The sequence below is a fragment of the Staphylococcus auricularis genome (assembly GCF_051172115.1).
Taxonomy (GTDB): domain Bacteria; phylum Bacillota; class Bacilli; order Staphylococcales; family Staphylococcaceae; genus Staphylococcus; species Staphylococcus auricularis_A.
This window is the reverse complement of sequence record NZ_JBPIZN010000001.1, coordinates 332,336-350,410: the sequence shown is the minus strand read 5'-3', so window position 1 is coordinate 350,410 and position 18,075 is coordinate 332,336. Positions and strand designations below refer to the sequence as shown.

At 35.0% G+C, this 18,075-nt stretch carries 18 protein-coding genes; 1 reads left to right on the top strand and 17 read right to left on the bottom strand.

Annotation, left to right across the window (positions count from 1 at the left end; genetic code table 11):
- Nucleotides 1–4 precede the first annotated feature (4 nt).
- From aroB to cmk, 15 genes are all read right to left on the bottom strand, one after another.
- Nucleotides 5–1,072, bottom strand: coding sequence for a 3-dehydroquinate synthase (gene aroB / locus ACSBRB_RS01795; protein ID WP_435031345.1), 1,068 nt, complete (start codon nucleotides 1,070–1,072; stop codon nucleotides 5–7).
- A 25-nt stretch (nucleotides 1,073–1,097) separates the two neighbouring features.
- Nucleotides 1,098–2,264, bottom strand: a complete 1,167-nt coding sequence (gene aroC, locus ACSBRB_RS01790; RefSeq protein ID WP_435031344.1) for a chorismate synthase — start codon at nucleotides 2,262–2,264, stop codon at nucleotides 1,098–1,100.
- 213 nt (nucleotides 2,265–2,477) lie between these two features.
- Nucleotides 2,478–3,116: an ATP-binding cassette domain-containing protein gene (locus tag ACSBRB_RS01785; protein ID WP_435031343.1), complete on the bottom strand. Its 639-nt coding sequence runs from the start codon at nucleotides 3,114–3,116 to the stop codon at nucleotides 2,478–2,480.
- A 1-nt stretch (nucleotide 3,117) separates the two neighbouring features.
- Nucleotides 3,118–3,441: a YxeA family protein gene (locus tag ACSBRB_RS01780; protein WP_435031342.1), complete on the bottom strand. Its 324-nt coding sequence runs from the start codon at nucleotides 3,439–3,441 to the stop codon at nucleotides 3,118–3,120.
- Entirely contained in the window at nucleotides 3,441–4,364 is a 924-nt protein-coding gene (locus ACSBRB_RS01775) for a DUF1430 domain-containing protein (protein WP_435031341.1), read from the bottom strand. Before ACSBRB_RS01775 ends, ACSBRB_RS01780 begins: the two co-directional genes overlap by 1 nt.
- A gap of 89 nt (nucleotides 4,365–4,453) precedes the next feature.
- Nucleotides 4,454–5,392 (bottom strand): hypothetical protein, encoded by a 939-nt coding sequence (locus ACSBRB_RS01770; protein ID WP_435031340.1) that lies wholly within the window; start codon nucleotides 5,390–5,392, stop codon nucleotides 4,454–4,456.
- A 353-nt stretch (nucleotides 5,393–5,745) separates the two neighbouring features.
- On the bottom strand, nucleotides 5,746–6,195 hold the full coding sequence (ndk, locus tag ACSBRB_RS01765) for a nucleoside-diphosphate kinase (protein WP_435031339.1): 450 nt from the start codon (nucleotides 6,193–6,195) through the stop codon (nucleotides 5,746–5,748).
- A gap of 141 nt (nucleotides 6,196–6,336) precedes the next feature.
- Complete coding sequence (locus tag ACSBRB_RS01760) at nucleotides 6,337–7,290, bottom strand: polyprenyl synthetase family protein (protein ID WP_435031338.1); 954 nt, start codon at nucleotides 7,288–7,290, stop codon at nucleotides 6,337–6,339.
- Nucleotides 7,291–7,319: 29 nt separating this feature from the next.
- On the bottom strand, nucleotides 7,320–8,021 hold the full coding sequence (locus ACSBRB_RS01755) for a demethylmenaquinone methyltransferase (RefSeq protein WP_435031337.1): 702 nt from the start codon (nucleotides 8,019–8,021) through the stop codon (nucleotides 7,320–7,322).
- 24 nt (nucleotides 8,022–8,045) lie between these two features.
- Nucleotides 8,046–8,591, bottom strand: coding sequence for a heptaprenyl pyrophosphate synthase subunit A (locus ACSBRB_RS01750; protein WP_435031336.1), 546 nt, complete (start codon nucleotides 8,589–8,591; stop codon nucleotides 8,046–8,048).
- A 237-nt stretch (nucleotides 8,592–8,828) separates the two neighbouring features.
- Nucleotides 8,829–9,101, bottom strand: a complete 273-nt coding sequence (locus tag ACSBRB_RS01745) for an HU family DNA-binding protein (protein WP_059106752.1) — start codon at nucleotides 9,099–9,101, stop codon at nucleotides 8,829–8,831.
- Nucleotides 9,102–9,270: 169 nt separating this feature from the next.
- Nucleotides 9,271–10,269, bottom strand: a complete 999-nt coding sequence (locus tag ACSBRB_RS01740; protein ID WP_435031335.1) for an NAD(P)H-dependent glycerol-3-phosphate dehydrogenase — start codon at nucleotides 10,267–10,269, stop codon at nucleotides 9,271–9,273.
- Between the two features lie 21 nt (nucleotides 10,270–10,290).
- Entirely contained in the window at nucleotides 10,291–11,601 is a 1,311-nt protein-coding gene (gene der / locus ACSBRB_RS01735; protein WP_435031334.1) for a ribosome biogenesis GTPase Der, read from the bottom strand.
- Nucleotides 11,602–11,956: 355 nt separating this feature from the next.
- Nucleotides 11,957–13,135: a 30S ribosomal protein S1 gene (gene rpsA / locus ACSBRB_RS01730; protein WP_203071104.1), complete on the bottom strand. Its 1,179-nt coding sequence runs from the start codon at nucleotides 13,133–13,135 to the stop codon at nucleotides 11,957–11,959.
- A 403-nt stretch (nucleotides 13,136–13,538) separates the two neighbouring features.
- Nucleotides 13,539–14,198 (bottom strand): (d)CMP kinase, encoded by a 660-nt coding sequence (gene cmk / locus ACSBRB_RS01725; protein ID WP_435031333.1) that lies wholly within the window; start codon nucleotides 14,196–14,198, stop codon nucleotides 13,539–13,541.
- Between the two features lie 79 nt (nucleotides 14,199–14,277).
- Here cmk and ACSBRB_RS01720 point away from each other — a divergent pair, with 79 nt between their 5' ends.
- Nucleotides 14,278–15,252 carry an asparaginase gene (locus ACSBRB_RS01720; RefSeq protein ID WP_435031332.1) on the top strand — a complete coding sequence of 325 codons (975 nt, stop codon included), beginning with the start codon at nucleotides 14,278–14,280 and terminating at the stop codon, nucleotides 15,250–15,252.
- Nucleotides 15,253–15,346: 94 nt separating this feature from the next.
- Here ACSBRB_RS01720 and ypdA read toward each other — a convergent pair whose 3' ends face one another.
- Together ypdA and ACSBRB_RS01710 are read right to left on the bottom strand one after the other, a co-directional pair.
- The gene (gene ypdA, locus ACSBRB_RS01715) at nucleotides 15,347–16,333 is read right to left on the bottom strand and encodes a bacillithiol disulfide reductase YpdA (RefSeq protein ID WP_435031331.1); all 987 of its coding nucleotides are present in this window, start codon (nucleotides 16,331–16,333) and stop codon (nucleotides 15,347–15,349) included.
- 192 nt (nucleotides 16,334–16,525) lie between these two features.
- Nucleotides 16,526–17,938, bottom strand: a complete 1,413-nt coding sequence (locus ACSBRB_RS01710) for a LysM peptidoglycan-binding domain-containing protein (RefSeq protein WP_435031330.1) — start codon at nucleotides 17,936–17,938, stop codon at nucleotides 16,526–16,528.
- Between the last annotated feature and the right edge of the window lie 137 nt (nucleotides 17,939–18,075).

The following is an 18,075-nucleotide window of genomic DNA, read 5'->3' as shown; positions in this document are numbered from 1 at the left end:
GCACCTACCTTGTTAAGTCATGCGCAAATTGCTCAAAGGCCTGTTGTAAAATATGATTTGGAACATGATACACACCTGGTTCTCCAAATGCTTTTAACAATACCATTTGGACACCATAATAATCATTTTTCTTATCTTTCATCATCAAGGATAAGATGGTGTTAAAATCATACGTTGGAATATTTTTGAGTGGATAACCTAATCCGTCTAGATAATCAATGTAATGATGAATGTCGTAATCCTTATCGAGCATTAGATTAGCTACAATAAATTGATAAACTATACCGATTGCCACCGCATGTCCGTGTGGGAGTTTGTAATGATATTCAATGGCATGTCCAAATGTGTGGCCTAGATTGAGATATTTACGTTGATTTTGCTCCGTTTCATCTTGAACGATGATAGCTAATTTCGTTTCAATTCCTTTAAATAAATAATGATCTAAGCCTCGTAGTGAAGCAAGGCGCTGTTGGTTATCAAAGTGTTGTTCTATTGCTTGGGTTTCAGCTTCTCCATTCAACAACGCGTGTTTATACACCTCTGCATAACCACTAAGCACTTGCTCATAAGATAGTGAATTGAGGAAATCTAAGTCATAATACACAGCAGTTGGGCGGTAAAAAGCTCCGATTAAGTTCTTACCATATTGTGAGTTGATACCCACTTTACCACCTACACTCGAGTCATGTGCCAAAATAGTAGTAGGAACTTGTATGAAATCTACACCTCTTAATAATGTGGCTGCTAAAAAGCCTGTGAAATCACCAGTCGCCCCACCTCCGACAGCTACGAGGCAGGTTGAGCGAGTTAACTGCAGTGATAATAAATGTTCGATAGTTTGTGTGTAAAATTCTAGTGTTTTAATTTGTTCACCTGGTGGCACAACGAGTTGGTATCCATCTACTTGATTAATGATAGGTTCTAACTTTTGTTGCCAATAGTTTGCGACTGTTTCATCTATGACAAAAATGACGTGCTTGTAAAACTTTGTTTTATCTACGATAGAGTTTACTGCACCATGTTCTATGATAATCGGATAATTATCAGATGTATATGTGGTTTCTAATTTCATGTTATCACCTTTACTGATTCGTCAGTTAAAATTCGATATTGAGTTGACGACGTTCTTCAACTTGCTGTTGCAATTGTTCTAAATGATTGGATTGAAATTCTTCTAATAATGCACTGGCAATTTCAAATGCGACTACATTTTCTGCAACAACACTTGCAGCGGGTACTGCACAACTATCAGAACGTTCCACTGATGCTTTAAATGTTTCTTTCGTATTAATGTCCACAGAGTTTAATGGTTTATAAAGTGTAGGAATAGGTTTCATAACCCCGTTAACGATGATTGGCATACCGTTTGACATGCCGCCTTCTAATCCACCTAAATGGTTAGAACCACGTGTATAACCTTCAGCTTCATCATATAAAATTTCATCTTGGATTTGACTACCTGGTTTTTCAGCAGCTTTAAATCCTTCACCAAAACTTGCTCCTTTGAAAGCATTGATACTCACAATACCGCGTGCGATACGTCCATCCAGTTTTCGATCATAATGCACATAACTACCAATACCGACTGGGACACCTTCAACAGCGACTTGTACGATGCCGCCAACGGAATCTCCAGCTTGCTTTACTTCATCGATTTTATCTCGCATTTGTTGTGCAATGTGCTCATCGATGACACGGACATCATTTTTATCAACATTCGCTTTAAACGTTTCTAAATCATATAAATCTTGATCTTTCACGCCTCCAATTTCAACAACTCGACTGTAAAATTGGATTCCCAATTGTGCTAATAATATTTTAGATACTGCACCTACTGCCACACGTGCTGCCGTTTCACGTGCTGAGGAGCGTTCTAATACATTGCGTAAATCCCGATGATTGTATTTCATTCCTCCGACAAGATCAGCATGACCAGGGCGAGGCTTAGTGATTGTCCGTTTCATATTTTCTTGTTCAGATTCGCTGATAGGCGCAATGCCCATAATTTTTTTCCAATGTACGAAATCATCATTTGTTACGACCAAAGTGATCGGACTCCCTAACGTATAGCCGTTACGTACTCCTGATACAATTTCTACCGCGTCTTTTTCAATTTGCATTCGACGTCCTCTACCATAACCACCCTGGCGCTTAAACATTTCTTTATTGATATCTTCCGCTTTTAAAGCAACATTTGCTGGGACACCTTCAATAATAATGGTTAATTGTGGACCATGTGATTCACCAGACGTTAAAAATCTCATTGAACTCACTCCGTTCTCAATGGGTTAAAATCAATTATTTCTATTTTATCACATACCAAAGCTTAGCTTAATCAATACAGCGAAAGAATACGTTTTCACAAGAGTTTAGTGAGTCATATACGAATATTAAAATAATGAAAGCAAAAATAAGACATCGCTTATTACGACGAAGTAATCAGCAGATGTCTTGTTTAAAAACGAAGCATTCAATTGTTATCTTGTAGAGACATGTTGTTCTAAGTTTACAATCGTATCACATTGTTTGGCTATATCTAAATCGTGAGTTGCGATAATAATCACTTTTTGATCAGTTAAACTATCAAGTAATTGATGTAAAATGACCTCACCATTGTCTTTATCTAGTGAACCAGTTGGCTCATCCGCTAAGATAATCTTAGGATCTTTCATCAGCATCCGAATGAGAGACAGTCGTTGTTGTTCACCACCACTTAACGTAGAAACCTTTCTCTTTAAATCAATATCAGCTAAACCTAAAGCTGCTAAATATGATTTTTTCTTAGCCTCTTTTTTAGCTTTGGAACCTTTTTGAAAAGCTAGTCCAATATCTAAATTATGTGAGACGGTTTCGTTATCAATAAGGGCAAAATTCTGGAATAAATAACCTAAGACTTTTCTATAATATTGGGTATTGGCTTTAAGCTTTTTACCATTAACCTTAATCTCTCCTTGTTGATACTTCTCGAAACCCGCAATCGCATTGAGTAACGTTGATTTACCACACCCACTATGACCCATCAAGGCATACGATTTACCACTTTCAAACGTATAACTAAAATCTTCAAAAATGAACTTGTCAGATTTTTTAATCGCTAAATTATCAATTTGTATCATGTCAATCACCTACATTTTTGGGCATCTTGGATTTGTCTATATAATAAATTTGTCTCACGTATTGACCTTTATGATGAATTTCAACATATTTTTTAGAAGGATCGTAACCTCCGAATGTTAAAGTATAGTTACGTTTCTTTCCGTCTTTAGAATAAACTGTAACATCGTCATATTGCTGTGTACCAGTGTCTACGACCGCATAAGAAACCTTTTCTTTCAATACAGGGTTGAAATAGTCTAATACGAAGAATTTATTTACTGTAAGGATGCCTATGATGACTAATATTAAAAGTCCTACAGTAACAACAGCTACTAATTTTTTCATTATTCAGTCTCCTTTATTGAAATTAATGATTTTTGCTCAATATAATATATCGAAATAAGTTGAAGGATGAACTGTACTAGTAAAATGATTAAAAATAACATAATTAACATTTCATTACGAAATATAATCGTTAGTATTATACCGATTACAGATACTAATCCGTTACTAATCAGTAAGTAATAAATATGATTGTTGATGATGCTAAATCCGTGCATTTTTTGCACTAATAATTTTTTCTTATTTTGCTCAAAGTACTGTTGAACATCGAATAAAACCATGAATATCAACGTTGCAATACCTAAAAACATGGATAAAGAAACATATATACTCTTTGTACGCAATTCTTCGAATGTTTTATTAACATAATCTATATAATTAGTAATGCCACTCACGCTATTTTCAAGATCAAATTCTTTTAAGTTGTCTTTTACCTTTTGGAAATCTTTAAATAAAACTTTAGCTTGTGAAACAGCACCATAATGGAAATAATAACCTAAATCTTCAGCTTTAAGTTTGATCACTAAAGGATTATGACTAAAGCTATTTGTTAATTCTGTTCTTATATCATAATTATAAATAGAATAATCTTCTTTCGCCCGTGTGACATTGAGTGATTTAGATACTGTTCCATTATCTTGTTGAATGTTTATCCATTCTTTAATATTATTTTCTATATCATTTTGACTTTCTAGCGTTTCAGGGGGTAGTAGAACATCCACCTCATCTTTACCTGTTGAGTTTAAAGGATATTGGTTAAAAACATCTCCATAAAGTTGCTTAAAATTATCATTAATAACTAAGATATTGCCTGTATCTAGATTTAAATCTTCTGTTGAAGGATTATAAATATTATTGTGATGAATTAATAAACTATTTTCATATTTTTCTGTGTATTGTACCATTCGTTGAATTCTTTTAGCCATTTCTTTTTCTTCAGCGTCAGGTAGATAAACTGGAACAAATTCTAGAATATAGTAATCATCTAGTTTATCCCAATATTTCTCGGTAGACTTTATTTTTTTATATCATTTGCTAAGCCCATATTTTGAATCAATAATAAACTTAAGACAATAAGAATTATACCTTTAGTTAATAAAGTGAAAAAACGTAATAACGCAAAAGGCCTTTTCCCTTTGATGATGAGTGGTATATTGGTTTTGATATATAAAATATATGAACAAAAGTAAATTATACAATTAATAATCAGATAAATTAGGATTCCTATACACAAAATTGCCAAATAAAATAGTTTATTAAAATGTGGGTTAACTAAGAACAACACAGATACAACCAATAAGAAAAATAATAATAAAAGCAGAATATAGTAAGTTATACCCTGTTTCAAACGTTGAACTATAATATCAAAGAAGCTGTAACCATGTAATCTCTTTATACCAAAAGACTTATAATTCATACTTGCATTATGTAAATAATAGAAAATATAAATAATAATTAGAGAAAAAATTGGAAATAACAAACCCTCTTCATTTAACATGTCTATAAAAATTTGAGGTTTATCAAGGTGATAAAGTTCTGATTCTAGACCATTTTCTTTTAATATATCTACTAGGAGATTATTTTCGTTATGATTGTCAATAATAAAGTAAGTCCCTCTTACATCTTTAGATAAGGCATGATCATAACTTACACTTTCTATAAACTCATTATGAAATATATCTGTTTTATCCTTATTGAAAGCATAAAGATATTTCTTATCATCTTTTGTATTTTCATGTATTACTTTATAAATAGAAATATTTTCTTTCTCTCCAATTTCCTTAATTTTTTTAAATACCTCTGCTTTATTTACCTTTTTATCCCACGCATTTATAATTAAAATATCTTCACTACCAGGAATAAATTCTTCAGCTTCTTTTATAGAATAAACATAGAAAAGTAATGCAATCATCAACAAAGTAACAATATCTAATATTAGTTTAAATATTTTCATATCTCACCTCTTTTAAAAATGGGAATATAACTATTAGTGCTCATACCGCATCTAATAAAAGTATGAAGCGCTTAATACACTAGTAGTTAAAATTATTATATTATCATGCGTAAACGTTTACAATAGATTTTTGAATAATCTATAAACTTATTTAGCGCATCCTTATAAATATAATATGCTATATGATTTAATATAAAGATTTGTAAGAAATGGATAACGATTTCATTTCTAAAACTAAATATATGATCATTCAATAATTGCTGACACAAAAATAAAACCGACTGAACAAACTAAATTGTCCAATCGGTTTTATACTCTATCTATATGTTTTTTATAAACGATGCTGTATTGTTTTATTCGTATAACCAAGCATCTTGTGGAGATTCATAATCACTGATTTCATCTTCATTGAACCATAGGTTAATTTCTTTTTCAGCTGATTCAACTGAATCTGAACCGTGAATGATGTTACGTCCTACAGTTAAACCTAGGTCACCACGGATTGTACCTGGTGTTGCTTCTGAAGGATTTGTTTCACCAATGATGTGTCTAGCAACTTTAACCGCATCTTCACCTTCTAAGACCATTGCAAATACAGGTGCAGAAGTAATGAATGATACTAAATCATTATAGAATGGTTTGTCAGTATGTTCAGCATAGTGCTCTTCAGCAAGTGATTGAGGTACTGACATTAATTTGCCAGCTACTAATTTTAAGCCTTTACGTTCAATGCGTGAAATAATTTCACCTACTAAATTACGTTGAACTGCATCTGGTTTAATCATAACAAATGTTTTTTCCATCGTGTGTTAACCTCCTGAGAATGAATGGAAGCACGTTTTTTATACAACTAGTTAAAAACGCTCCCAATGCGTATGTATTAAATAAAGAATACGTTATTATATTACCAATTAATATAACCGCTTTCAATCAATTGAGGTGCTTTATTTATTACGTTTAGCCATTTTATTGATGATTTTGTTGAACAGTTTTTTCGCATCTTCATTACCAAGTGAATCGATGAGGTCTAATGTTTTAGCTAGATAATGATCACTCACGCGTTGTGCTTCTTCAATTACTGAAGATTCTCTAATGATGTTAATACAATGCTGGAATTCTTCTTTCGAACTATTGGCATTCAGTTGTTGAATCCGTTGTTTAAATTCTGGATTGTTCCGCATTTCTAACAGAACTGGCAAAGTGATATGACCGTTTAATAAATCACTACCTACAGGTTTACCTAATTGTTTTTCTGTACTAGTGAAATCTAAGATATCATCCATGATTTGGAAACTCATACCGATGTAATGCCCAATGCGTTTCAGTTTATGTACCGTTTTATCATCTGCATCTGCAGTGATTGCACCTACTTCAGTAGATAATTGAATCAATAACGCCGTTTTACGATTGATACGGCGTAAGTAATTGACTACGTTCTGATTTGCATTAAATTGATCTTGAAATTGGAATAATTCCCCTCTACACACATCGAGGATGGCATGAGAAATCACGTGATGAACGCGCTCGTGTTTCACGGTTGAGATGTGTTCTAACGCAAGTGCTAACAAGAAGTTACCTGTTAGGATTGCAATATCTTGATCCCATTGTTTTGCAATCGTCGGTTTACCACGTCGTTTATCACTTTTATCAATAACATCATCGTGCACCAAGGTCGCCATATGTATCAATTCTAATGAGACCGCAATACGATACGTATCTTCAGTCGTATGTTCACCAAACTGACTGCTTAGTACAACAAATGCTGGACGAATACGTTTCCCACCTGATGCTAATAAATCTTGTGCAGCCTCTTCTATCACTTGATCGTTGCTCACGATGATATCATTGAGTCTTTTTTCTACTTTTTTAATTTCTTGATTTAAGTTTAACTTTGCCACAGTCATCACCTTTGTGAGTTTCTTCTAAATTATTTATAGCCAAGGTGCATCGCTGCAACGCCACCTGTAAAGCTACGTACTTTTACATTTTTAAAACCAGCTGTATTAAACATACGTTTTAATGTTTCCTTATCTGGAAAATTAAACGTAGATTGTTGTAACCATTCATACTCTTTTTTAGATTTTGCGAAAATTTTACCGAAAATAGGCATGATAAATTTGAAGTAGAATTTGTACAATTGTTTAAATACAGGCATTGTAGGTTGACTTGTTTCTAAGCAGACAACCATGCCACCTGGTTTAAGTACGCGATGCAATTCTTTTAAGGTTGCGACATAATCAGGCACATTACGTAAGCCAAAACCAATCGTTACATAGTCAAATTGATTATCTTCGAATGGTGAGTTCATCGCATCACCATGTATCAATTCGATGTTCGGCATATATTTCGTTTTTTCTTCACCAACTTTAAGCATGTTTTCACTGAAATCTAAACCGATTACTTTACCCTCGCTACCAACAGCTTTAGATAAGGAAATGGTCCAATCGGCAGTGCCGCAACATACATCTAACGCTTTAGATCCTTTTTCAACTTGCATTTGTTTCATCACTTGTTTACGCCATATCTTATGCTGTTCAAAACTAATGATGTTATTAAGGTGATCATATTGTGTTGATATATTTTGAAATACCGTATGTACTTGTTCTTTTTTAGCATTATTTTGAGTCATTTTATTACCTCTTCTTTGTTAATATCATGATTCTTGATCTAAAAATTGGCGAACTTGCGCCTCAGAGTAATTTTTAAGATACGGCGGATGATGTGTTTCTAGATATGTAAGTAACTGACAATTTAATTGTTTAACGTCTTTAATCTCTGAAAAATGTTGTATCGTAATTAGCGGGAAGCTGTTTTCAATTTTTATAATAGCTTCACCCATAGATGCTTCAGGCAAACTATTCGTATGTATTGCAGATTTAAGTTCATTGATTTCTATGACTGCTCTGCTAATTTTCCGCTGATAAGTAGGTTCATTTAACTGAGCAAGTAATGTATAAAAGTGAGCGCTGAGTAAATCTCCTACAAGGATAGATTTTTTAGAAGTGTGATCAATTTCAACATTTTCTAAGTGGCGCATCGCAGTATCAATTGTCAAACAAGCTAATTTCGCTATTTGAGGCATATGATAAGCGTCTAACACTTCGCTTAATACATGGTTAATATGTATCGGTTTATAATCATGTATACCCGATAAACGTTGTTTGATTTGTTCATCTAATAGATTGATTGTCGTTTCCATGTTCTCCACCTCAAGTTAGTATCAATATACATATTAACATTATATGCTGAAAATTAAAATCGCCTAGTATTCTGTTTTTGAAGATGACACTAGAAAATCATGTGTGATCACGCAAATATGTAAACACATATGACACCACACTTTGAAATAGTCATTGAAGGTGCATATGTATGAAATGTATGTATAAAAAGAAAAAAGCCCCTTTAAACAAGGGCTTCTTACTTAAGTAGTAAAGAATTATTTAACTGCATCTTTCAAGGCTTTACCAGCTTTGAATGCTGGAACTTTGCTTGCAGGAATATCAATTTCTTTACCAGTTTGAGGGTTACGTCCTTTACGTGCAGCACGTTCGCGCACTTCAAAGTTACCGAAACCGATTAATTGAACTTTTTCACCTTTAGAAAGTGATGATTCGATTGATTCAAATACTGCATCAACAGCTGAACCTGCTTCTTTTTTAGTAATATCTGCTTGTTCTGCTACAGCATTAATTAAATCTGTTTTATTCATTTAAAATTCACCTCCCCTAGGATGATAATGATATCTTTATATCATTATGCTATGACTTTAACACAAGGATTACTGACACCGCAACGATTTATATGCAAAATAACGTTGATTTAAAAGGATTTTTATTAGAATCATGTATTATTTTTGCGTTAAAATGTAATAATACATTTTATTCAGCTTTTTTACCTCTTTCCATCAGTTGTTGGATGGTGTCAGGCACGGAATTGTTTTCAAACAAAACACCGTATAAAGCGGTCGCAATTGGCATTTCAACGTTTTGTTGTTGTGCTAAATGATAGACAGAATTTGTAGTATATACACCTTCTACAACCATATTCATTTCAGATAAAGCTGTTTCTAAATCTTTCCCTTCGCCAAGCTTGTAGCCTAGGGTATAATTTCTAGAATGCGTAGAGGTACATGTAACGATGAGATCTCCTATACCAGCTAATCCTTGGAAGGTCATCGGATCTGCACCGAGTTTTTCACCTAATCGGCTGATTTCAGCAAGACCACGTGTCATCAAAGCAGCTTTAGCATTATCGCCAAAGCCTTGCCCTGCTACAATCCCGCTCGCTACAGCAATGATATTTTTCAATGCACCGCCGAGTTCCACACCGACCAGATCATCATTCGTATAAACACGTAAGTATTCATTCATAAATAAATCTTGGATGTGCTGACTGATTTTTGGTGATTTAGAGGATGCTGCTACCGTCGTAGGTTGTTTAATCGCGATTTCTTCAGCATGGCTAGGACCTGAGAGGACACCGATACCACCGTTGTTTGATGCATCGATAGAATCTTCGATCATTTCTGAGACACGTTTGAATGTATCATTTTCAATTCCTTTTGCTACATGGATAAATGTTTTAGGTTCAGATAAATGTCGATTAATATCAGAAACGACTTCGCGTATCGCTTTCGTAGGTAGTGCAATAAGAAAGTCATCCGCAAAGTGAATGGCTTCTTCTAAATCAGTTGTAGCCTTGATCGTATCGTTTAATCGAGCGTGATTTAAATATTTATAATTCACATGGTCCTCATTAATGGAGCGTACCGCATCTTCGCGTTTTCCCCACATTAATATGTTATGACCATTTTCTGCTAAGACATTCGCTAAAGCTGTCCCGAAACTCCCCATACCAAAGACTGTCACGTTAGTCATACCTTAAAAATCCCCTTTCTGTTAATTACGTTTTCTTGGAATAATGTGTACTGGTGTACCTTCAAAGCCAAACGCAGCTCTAATTTGGTTTTCCAAGTAACGGTTATATGAAAAATGCATAAGCTCTTCGTCGTTTACGAATACCACAAATGTCGGTGGTTCGATTGCTACTTGTGTCGTATAGAATACTTTCAAACGACGCCCTTTATCTGTAGGCGTTGGATTCATTGAAATTGCATCAGTAATGACTTCGTTAAGTGTTGAACTTTGAACACGTTTTTTATGATTATCGTTCGCTTCGACGATGTATGGGAATAATGTTCTCAATCTAGAACGATCTTTCGCAGAGACGAACGCGACTTCTGCATAATCTAAAAATTGGAACTGCTGACGTATTTTATCTTTGAATTTTTTCATCGTGTTGTTTTCTTTTTCAACGGTATCCCATTTATTAACGACAATGACAATGGCTTTCCCTGCTTCGTGTGCATATCCTGCCACACGTTTATCTTGTTCTATGATACCTTCTTCTGCATCGATTACGATGAGCACGACATTTGCACGTTCAATTGCTTTTTGAGCTCGTAGTACGGAATATTTCTCGGTGGATTCATATACTTTACCACGTTTACGCATACCTGCTGTATCGATGAGTACATAATCTTGCCCTTCATAACTATATTCGGTATCTATCGCATCTCGCGTCGTTCCAGCGACATTAGAAACGATGACACGATCTTCACCAAGAATCGCATTGACAAGGCTTGATTTACCGACGTTAGGACGACCAATCACACAGAGTTTGATTTTACTTTCATCGTATTCTACGGTTTCAACGTCTTTAAAGCGTTCAACCACAGCATCTAATAAATCCCCTAATCCTAAACCATGAGATCCAGAAATAGGATATGGATCTCCGAAACCAAGCGCATAAAAGTCATAAATATCGTGTCTCATTTCAGGATTATCAGCTTTATTTACTGCTAGCACTACCGGTTTTTTAGATTTGTATAAGATTTGTGCAATTAATTCATCACCTTGTGTAAGGCCTTCTCTTACATCCACCATGAAGATGATGACATCAGCTTCGTCGATGGCCACTTCTGCTTGTGCTCTAATTTGTGTTTGAAACGGGGCATCGCTGATTTCAATACCTCCCGTATCAATGATGTTAAAATCATGAGTCAACCATTCACCGCTAGAATATATTCTGTCACGTGTGACACCAGGTGTATCCTCAACTATAGATATTCTCTCTCCAACAATACGGTTGAATATGGTAGATTTACCAACATTAGGACGCCCTACGATGGCCACTATCGGTTTAGTCATACACGAACTTCCTCTCTCATTTAATCTATATTAGTTTATCACAAGGACATTTAAAGCTAAAGCATTATTATAATGCACACATATGACCTTGTATGGTATATTCACATCGTACTTTTTATGTATTCATTATTCATCATAACATGTTTACAAGCGGCACAACACAAGATGAAATATATCACGATGCCTCTTTAACTAGTTTAGTTTAAAATAAGGTGTGAATATCTTCTTCTCATTAAAAATTAAAATATAGCTCACATAAATTTAAGAGGCTAGGACTTTCTTATGTCCCAGCCTCTTAATAGCATCCATCATATTTATATAAGACGTTGACCAACGTTAAAATTGAATTTATCTATTAGAATTTAAGATTTTTCAATTTATCGCCTAATAAGTCACCTAATGTAGGGTTATCTTCGTCATCATCACCACTTGAATAAGTGTCAGGTGCTTCACTTTCTACATCTTTAACATCTTCATCAGGAATAGTAGATTTGATAGATAGTGAAATACGTTCGTTTTCTTCATCAATGCCTAAGATTTTAACAGTGACGTCTTGTCCTGCTTCTAATACCTCACTTGGTGTACCAATGTGTTTATGGCTAATTTCAGAAATGTGAACTAAACCTTGTACACCTGGTTTGATTTCTACGAATGCACCGAAGTTAACTAAACGAACGACTTTACCTTCGATCACATCACCAGCGTTAAATTCACCTTTAATAGATTCAAAAGGACTTGGTAATGTGTCTTTAAGTGAAAGTGAAATGCGTTCACTATCTTTATCAATACCTTTGATTTTCACATTTACTGTATCACCAATAGTTACGACATCTTCTGGTGTTTTAACGTGTTCATGTGAAAGTTCAGAAATGTGAACTAAGCCGTCAATGCCACCTAAATCAACGAATGCACCAAAGTCAGTGAGACGTGCAATTTTACCTTCTACAACGTCACCTTCATTAAGGTTTTCTAGCAATTCGTCTTTTTTAGCTGCATTTTCCACTTCTTCAATCGCTTTATGACTTAAGATTACGCGATTATTCGCTGGATCTAATTCTTCAACTTTAAGTTTGAGGACTTCACCTTCATAATTTGAGAAGTCTTCAATAAAGTCGATTGAAATAAGTGAAGCTGGTACGAAACCACGTTGACCTACATCAACCACTAAGCCACCTTTAACCACTTCAGTGACTTTAGCTTCAATTGTTTCGTTATTATCTAATTTTTCTTGTAAATATTCATAAGATTTTTCTGTTTCAAGTTGACGTTTAGATAAAATGTAAGTACCTGTTTCATTTTCATCGTCAACTTCGATTTTGGTAACGTAAGCTTCGATTTCGTCGCCTACTTTTACCGCTTCACTTGGATTATCAATGTGGTGTGTAGAAAGTTGGCTAATTGGAATAATACCATTAAATTTGCCACCATTAACGTGAACAACTACTTGTTTGTCCTCTAATTCGAGCACTTCACCAGTAACTTTGTCACCTTCTTTAATATCATTAATCATTGATTCATTAAATTCTTCAGTCATCTTGTCTGCCTCCTTATACACTACGTAAATATAACATCTTACAATTACATTTGATTGTCAAGATATTCTACTTTTACTAAAGTTTTACAATTAAACTGTGACATAAACGTAAAATACATGCGATGTCATTAACGAAATCGTAAAAATCTTTACGTATCGCTTACATTTTACGAATATTAACGATTTCAATTGTTTTAATATATACGTTTTACCCAATTACCACCTATATGTAAACGTCAGTACTCAAAAGATAATACCCCTAAAAGTGCATAACAACAGCTGATGAATCGGATTTGGAAAAAATTTAATTAAAACGCAAGCGATATGTTACACAAAAAAAGTGCTACATCTAGGAAGAGCAATTTCTCTTCTTAACTCGTGTAGCACTTGATCGATACTCGTCTTATTTTAAATTTTGTACCATTGTAATGATTTCATCTGTCACGTCTTCGATGGATTTACCAGTGGTATCAAGCGTCGCAGCATCTTCTGCTTTTTTAAGGGGTGAAATATCTCGGTTCATATCATAGTGATCTCGATCTGCAATTTCTTGCTTGAGTTGCGTAATATTAGAAGAAATACCCCGTTCTTCGTTGTCCTTTTGTCTACGAGCAGCTCTTTCGTCTACTGAAGCCACCATATATACTTTCAATTCTGCATCAGGTAATACCACGGTACCGATATCTCTACCATCCATAACAATGCCTTTTTGATCTGCCAATTCTTTTTGCTTTTGAACTGCAAAATTTCTCACGACTTGTTTTGAAGCCACATAAGAAACATTTGCTGTCACATCATTTTCACGCAGATAGTCTGTCACATCTTCTCCATCTAAAAGCACACGCTGTCCTGCAGATGCATCATACGTTAATTGCAACGTCGTGTCCTTCATCATATTATCTAAATCTTCAGGTTTCCCCTGCTTTAAATATTTATAAGTAATTGCGCGATACATAGCCCCTGTATCGACATATATCATAGATAAGGTCGTTGCAACACGTTTCGCAATCGTACTTTTACCGGCTGCTGCTGGACCGTCTAAGGCGATATTAATTTGTTCCATTTTCCGCAAACCTTCCTTGTTGATTGTTAAATAATATTTTATCATAGATAAGGAGTGAATGAATAGGAGGAGTACAACGATGAAAAAAATTCTAGTCATCCATACGGGTGGTACGATTAGTATGAGCCAAGATGAGACGAATAATGTTACACCAAATGACGTTAATCCCATTTCAACCCATCAAGATGTGATTAATCAATATGCAGATGTAACAGAAATATCCCCTTTTAATGTGCCTTCCCCACACATGACGATACGTTATGTAACTCAATTAAGAGACATCATTGCACAAGCTGTTGAAGAAGATGTTTATGAAGGATTTGTCATTACACATGGGACAGATACGTTAGAAGAAACGGCTTACTTGCTTGATCTTATCATTGATATCAAACAACCCATTACGATTACAGGTGCGATGCGTTCTTCAAATGAAATCGGTTCAGACGGTTTATATAATTTTATTTCTGCGATCAGAGTCGCAATCAATGATGAAGCACAAAATAAAGGTGTCATGGTCGTATTCAACGATGAAATACATACAGCGCGTAATGTGACAAAGACGCATACTTCAAATACGAATACATTTCAAAGTCCAAACCATGGACCCCTTGGTGTATTAACCAATACGAATGTGCAATTCCACCACAGACCCTATGAACATCTCGTGTTACCGAAAGTCGATGATGCATTGAATATCCCACTCGTAAAAGCGTATATGGGAATGACGAATGATATCTTTAATTTTTATAGTGAACAACAAGTCGACGGCATCGTTGTTGAAGCGCTAGGGCAAGGTAACCTGCCTCCAACATGTATAGAAGGACTTAAAAAATGTCTAGATCTATGCATTCCTATTGGCTTAGTCTCACGTTCATTTAATGGAATTGTTGGTCCAATATACGATTATAAAGGTGGCGGCGTACAGCTTTCCAAAGAAGGTGTGATCTTCTCAAATGGCTTGAATGGTCCGAAAGCACGTTTGAAATTACTCGTTGGATTAAGTAATCAATTAGACGATAACCAATTGAAAGCTTATTTTGAAAAGCCATTATAAAACGCTTTACGAATCAAGAAAACCCTTAACAGAGACTTATCGTTTAAGTCAATGTTAAGGGTTTTGTTGTTGATTAATATCCGTACGAAAAATATTAGCTTTCTAAAGGTGTTTGTTTTTTAGAAAGAATGCTTTGCGTGATAATACCACCATGGTATTTACCATTTTCAATAAAGATTGTATTTGCGTCATTACCAGCAGCAATGACACCAGCAATATAACAGTTTTCGATGTTTGTTTCGTACGTTTCTTTATTGTACACCGGTGCAGTACCATATTCATTTTCGTTGATGTCGATACCGATAGATTCTAAGAAGTCGTAGTCTGGATGATAACCAATCATCGCAAAGACATAATCATTTAGAATCTCAATCGTATCGTCTTCGTGTTGATAAGTCACGGTATCCTCAGTAATTTGTGTGACGTTTGCGTTAAATACCATATCGATTTTTTCGTGACGAACAAGTGATTCAAAATTAGGTAAAATCCACGGTTTGATCGCTTCTGAATAATGATCTCCACGATATAAAACAGTGACGTGTGCACCTGCTTTTTCTAATTCTAATGCTGCGTCCACTGCGGAATTTTTGCCACCAATAATGACAACATTTTGGTCAAAATAAGGATGTGCTTCTTTAAAATAGTAATTGACTTTATCTAATTCGGCACCTTCAACTTCTAATGTATTATGTTGTCCATAATAGCCTGTTGCAACAGTTAAAAAACGACATTGGTAAACATCTTTAGTCGTTGTAATAGTAAAACGGTTATTAATTTTTTTAACAGTTAATACTTCTTCAAATGCGTTGACACGTAATTGATGATGTTTTACAACGGCACGGTAATATACCAATGCTTGATTTCTACGCGGTTTACTATCTTCGACTATAAATGGGACATCACCGATACTTAATTTATCGCTAGATGAAAAGAATGTTTGATGTGTCGGGTAATGATAGATTGCATCTACAACATTCCCTTTTTCAATGACTAAAGTGTCGATACCTTTTTTCTTCTGCTCAATCGCAGCACTTAATCCACAAGGACCCCCACCGATAATAATACTTTCTACTGTTTGCATAAGATGCCCTCCTTTTATCACCCATATATTATAACAGTGATTGATTAAAATCCAAATATTTTTATTGCAAGCACTATACTGTTCACACGTAATTTGTGAACAATGATTGACATATCAAAAAGAACCCTGGCAGTTCTAACCTCAGTTTAAGGTAGCCTGTCAGGGTTCAATAGAATAACCATGTTTAACTTCTTATTCAGGAATAACTAATTCTTGACCGTTATGAATGTTATTACCATTCAAGTTGTTTGCTTTACGTATTTTTTCAACATTTTCTGGTGTACCTTCACCATAATATTGAATTGCGATACGGTATAAGTTTTGGCCATTAGATACAACGACTTTTTGGTTGTCTCCATTAGAAGATTGACCTTGATTGTTGTTTTGTCCTTGATTATTTTGTTGTTGATTTTGGTTATTATTTTGATTGTTGTTTACATCATTAGATGCATTGTTTTGTTGTTGGTTTTGCTGTTGATCTTGAGCGTATTGTTGATCTTGTTGTTGACCTTGATTTGCTTGATCAGCTTGGTTTTGGTCGCTATTTTGCTCAGCGCTGTTATCTGATTGTTCATCATTTTGGTTATCATCAGAAGTTGCAGCACCGTTATTGTCATTGTCACTGTCGTTATCTTTGTTAGAATCACTATCTGATGAAGATTTGTCTTTATCGCTGTCTTTGTCGCTCGCTTTATCACCGTCATCGTTTGATTTTTTATCTTTATCTGAAGCGTCATTGCCTGAATTATCTTTGTCTTGTTGAGCGACTTGATCTTCATTTGCTGGATTATCATCTTGATGTGTCAGTGCTAACCCAATAAAGATTGCTAATGCTGCTAAGATTAAAATACCTGCAATAATAGGTAACAGTTTGCTCATGATACCTTTTTCGTTGGTATTCCAACTATCTTCATCATCTGGATCATGATGTTCACTGTGATAGCCTTCTGCTTGCGCTGATTGAGATGCAGCAGCACCAGTTGCCCCTGTCGCAGCAGCGGCGCCTGCTTTTTTCGTAGATTGATGATCATTTTGTTCCTCATCTTGCTCGCTTAACTCATCATCTTCAACATCATCCTCTTCGTTATCGAGATGATGTTTTCCTGCCATAGCACCAGCACCTGCAGCAGCTGAACCACCAGCAATTGCAGCACCAGTTTTGTGTGAATCATCATCTTCATCTTGATCATAGACTTCAGATTCATCCACGCGTTCATTGCGATTTACATCCTCATCTACATTTGCATCCGCTTCTGATTCTGGATCATTAGCGAAGATTTCAGCATCACGTCTATTATGGTCTTCGTCACGCGAATCTGAAGTGTCTTCTGCATCTATATTTGAGTCATATTCCTCTTCGTCTTCAGAAACTGGCTCTGCAACACGATGTTGATCTTCTGAGGCTTGATCTTCATGATGTTGGTTCGTTGCTGTATCTCTTCTGCGTTGTCTACGGTGCGCATTTCTTGGCGGGAATTGTTGCGTTTCTTGTTGTTCGGTTGTTTCTTCACTTTGATCCAGTTGCTCATCTCCTTGATCTCTGTGAGCATCAGGATCGATGGATTGACGACTTTTTTCAAATTCGTCTTTATAATTATTAGACATGAAATATCCTCCTCCATATTTAATTGTACTTATGTCGTTTCAGTTTTGTATATACCCGTAAAAAAACGACGTATGTATGATTTTTTTAAATGATGATACATAATGCTATACGTCGTATTATAGCTTTTTTGAAATGT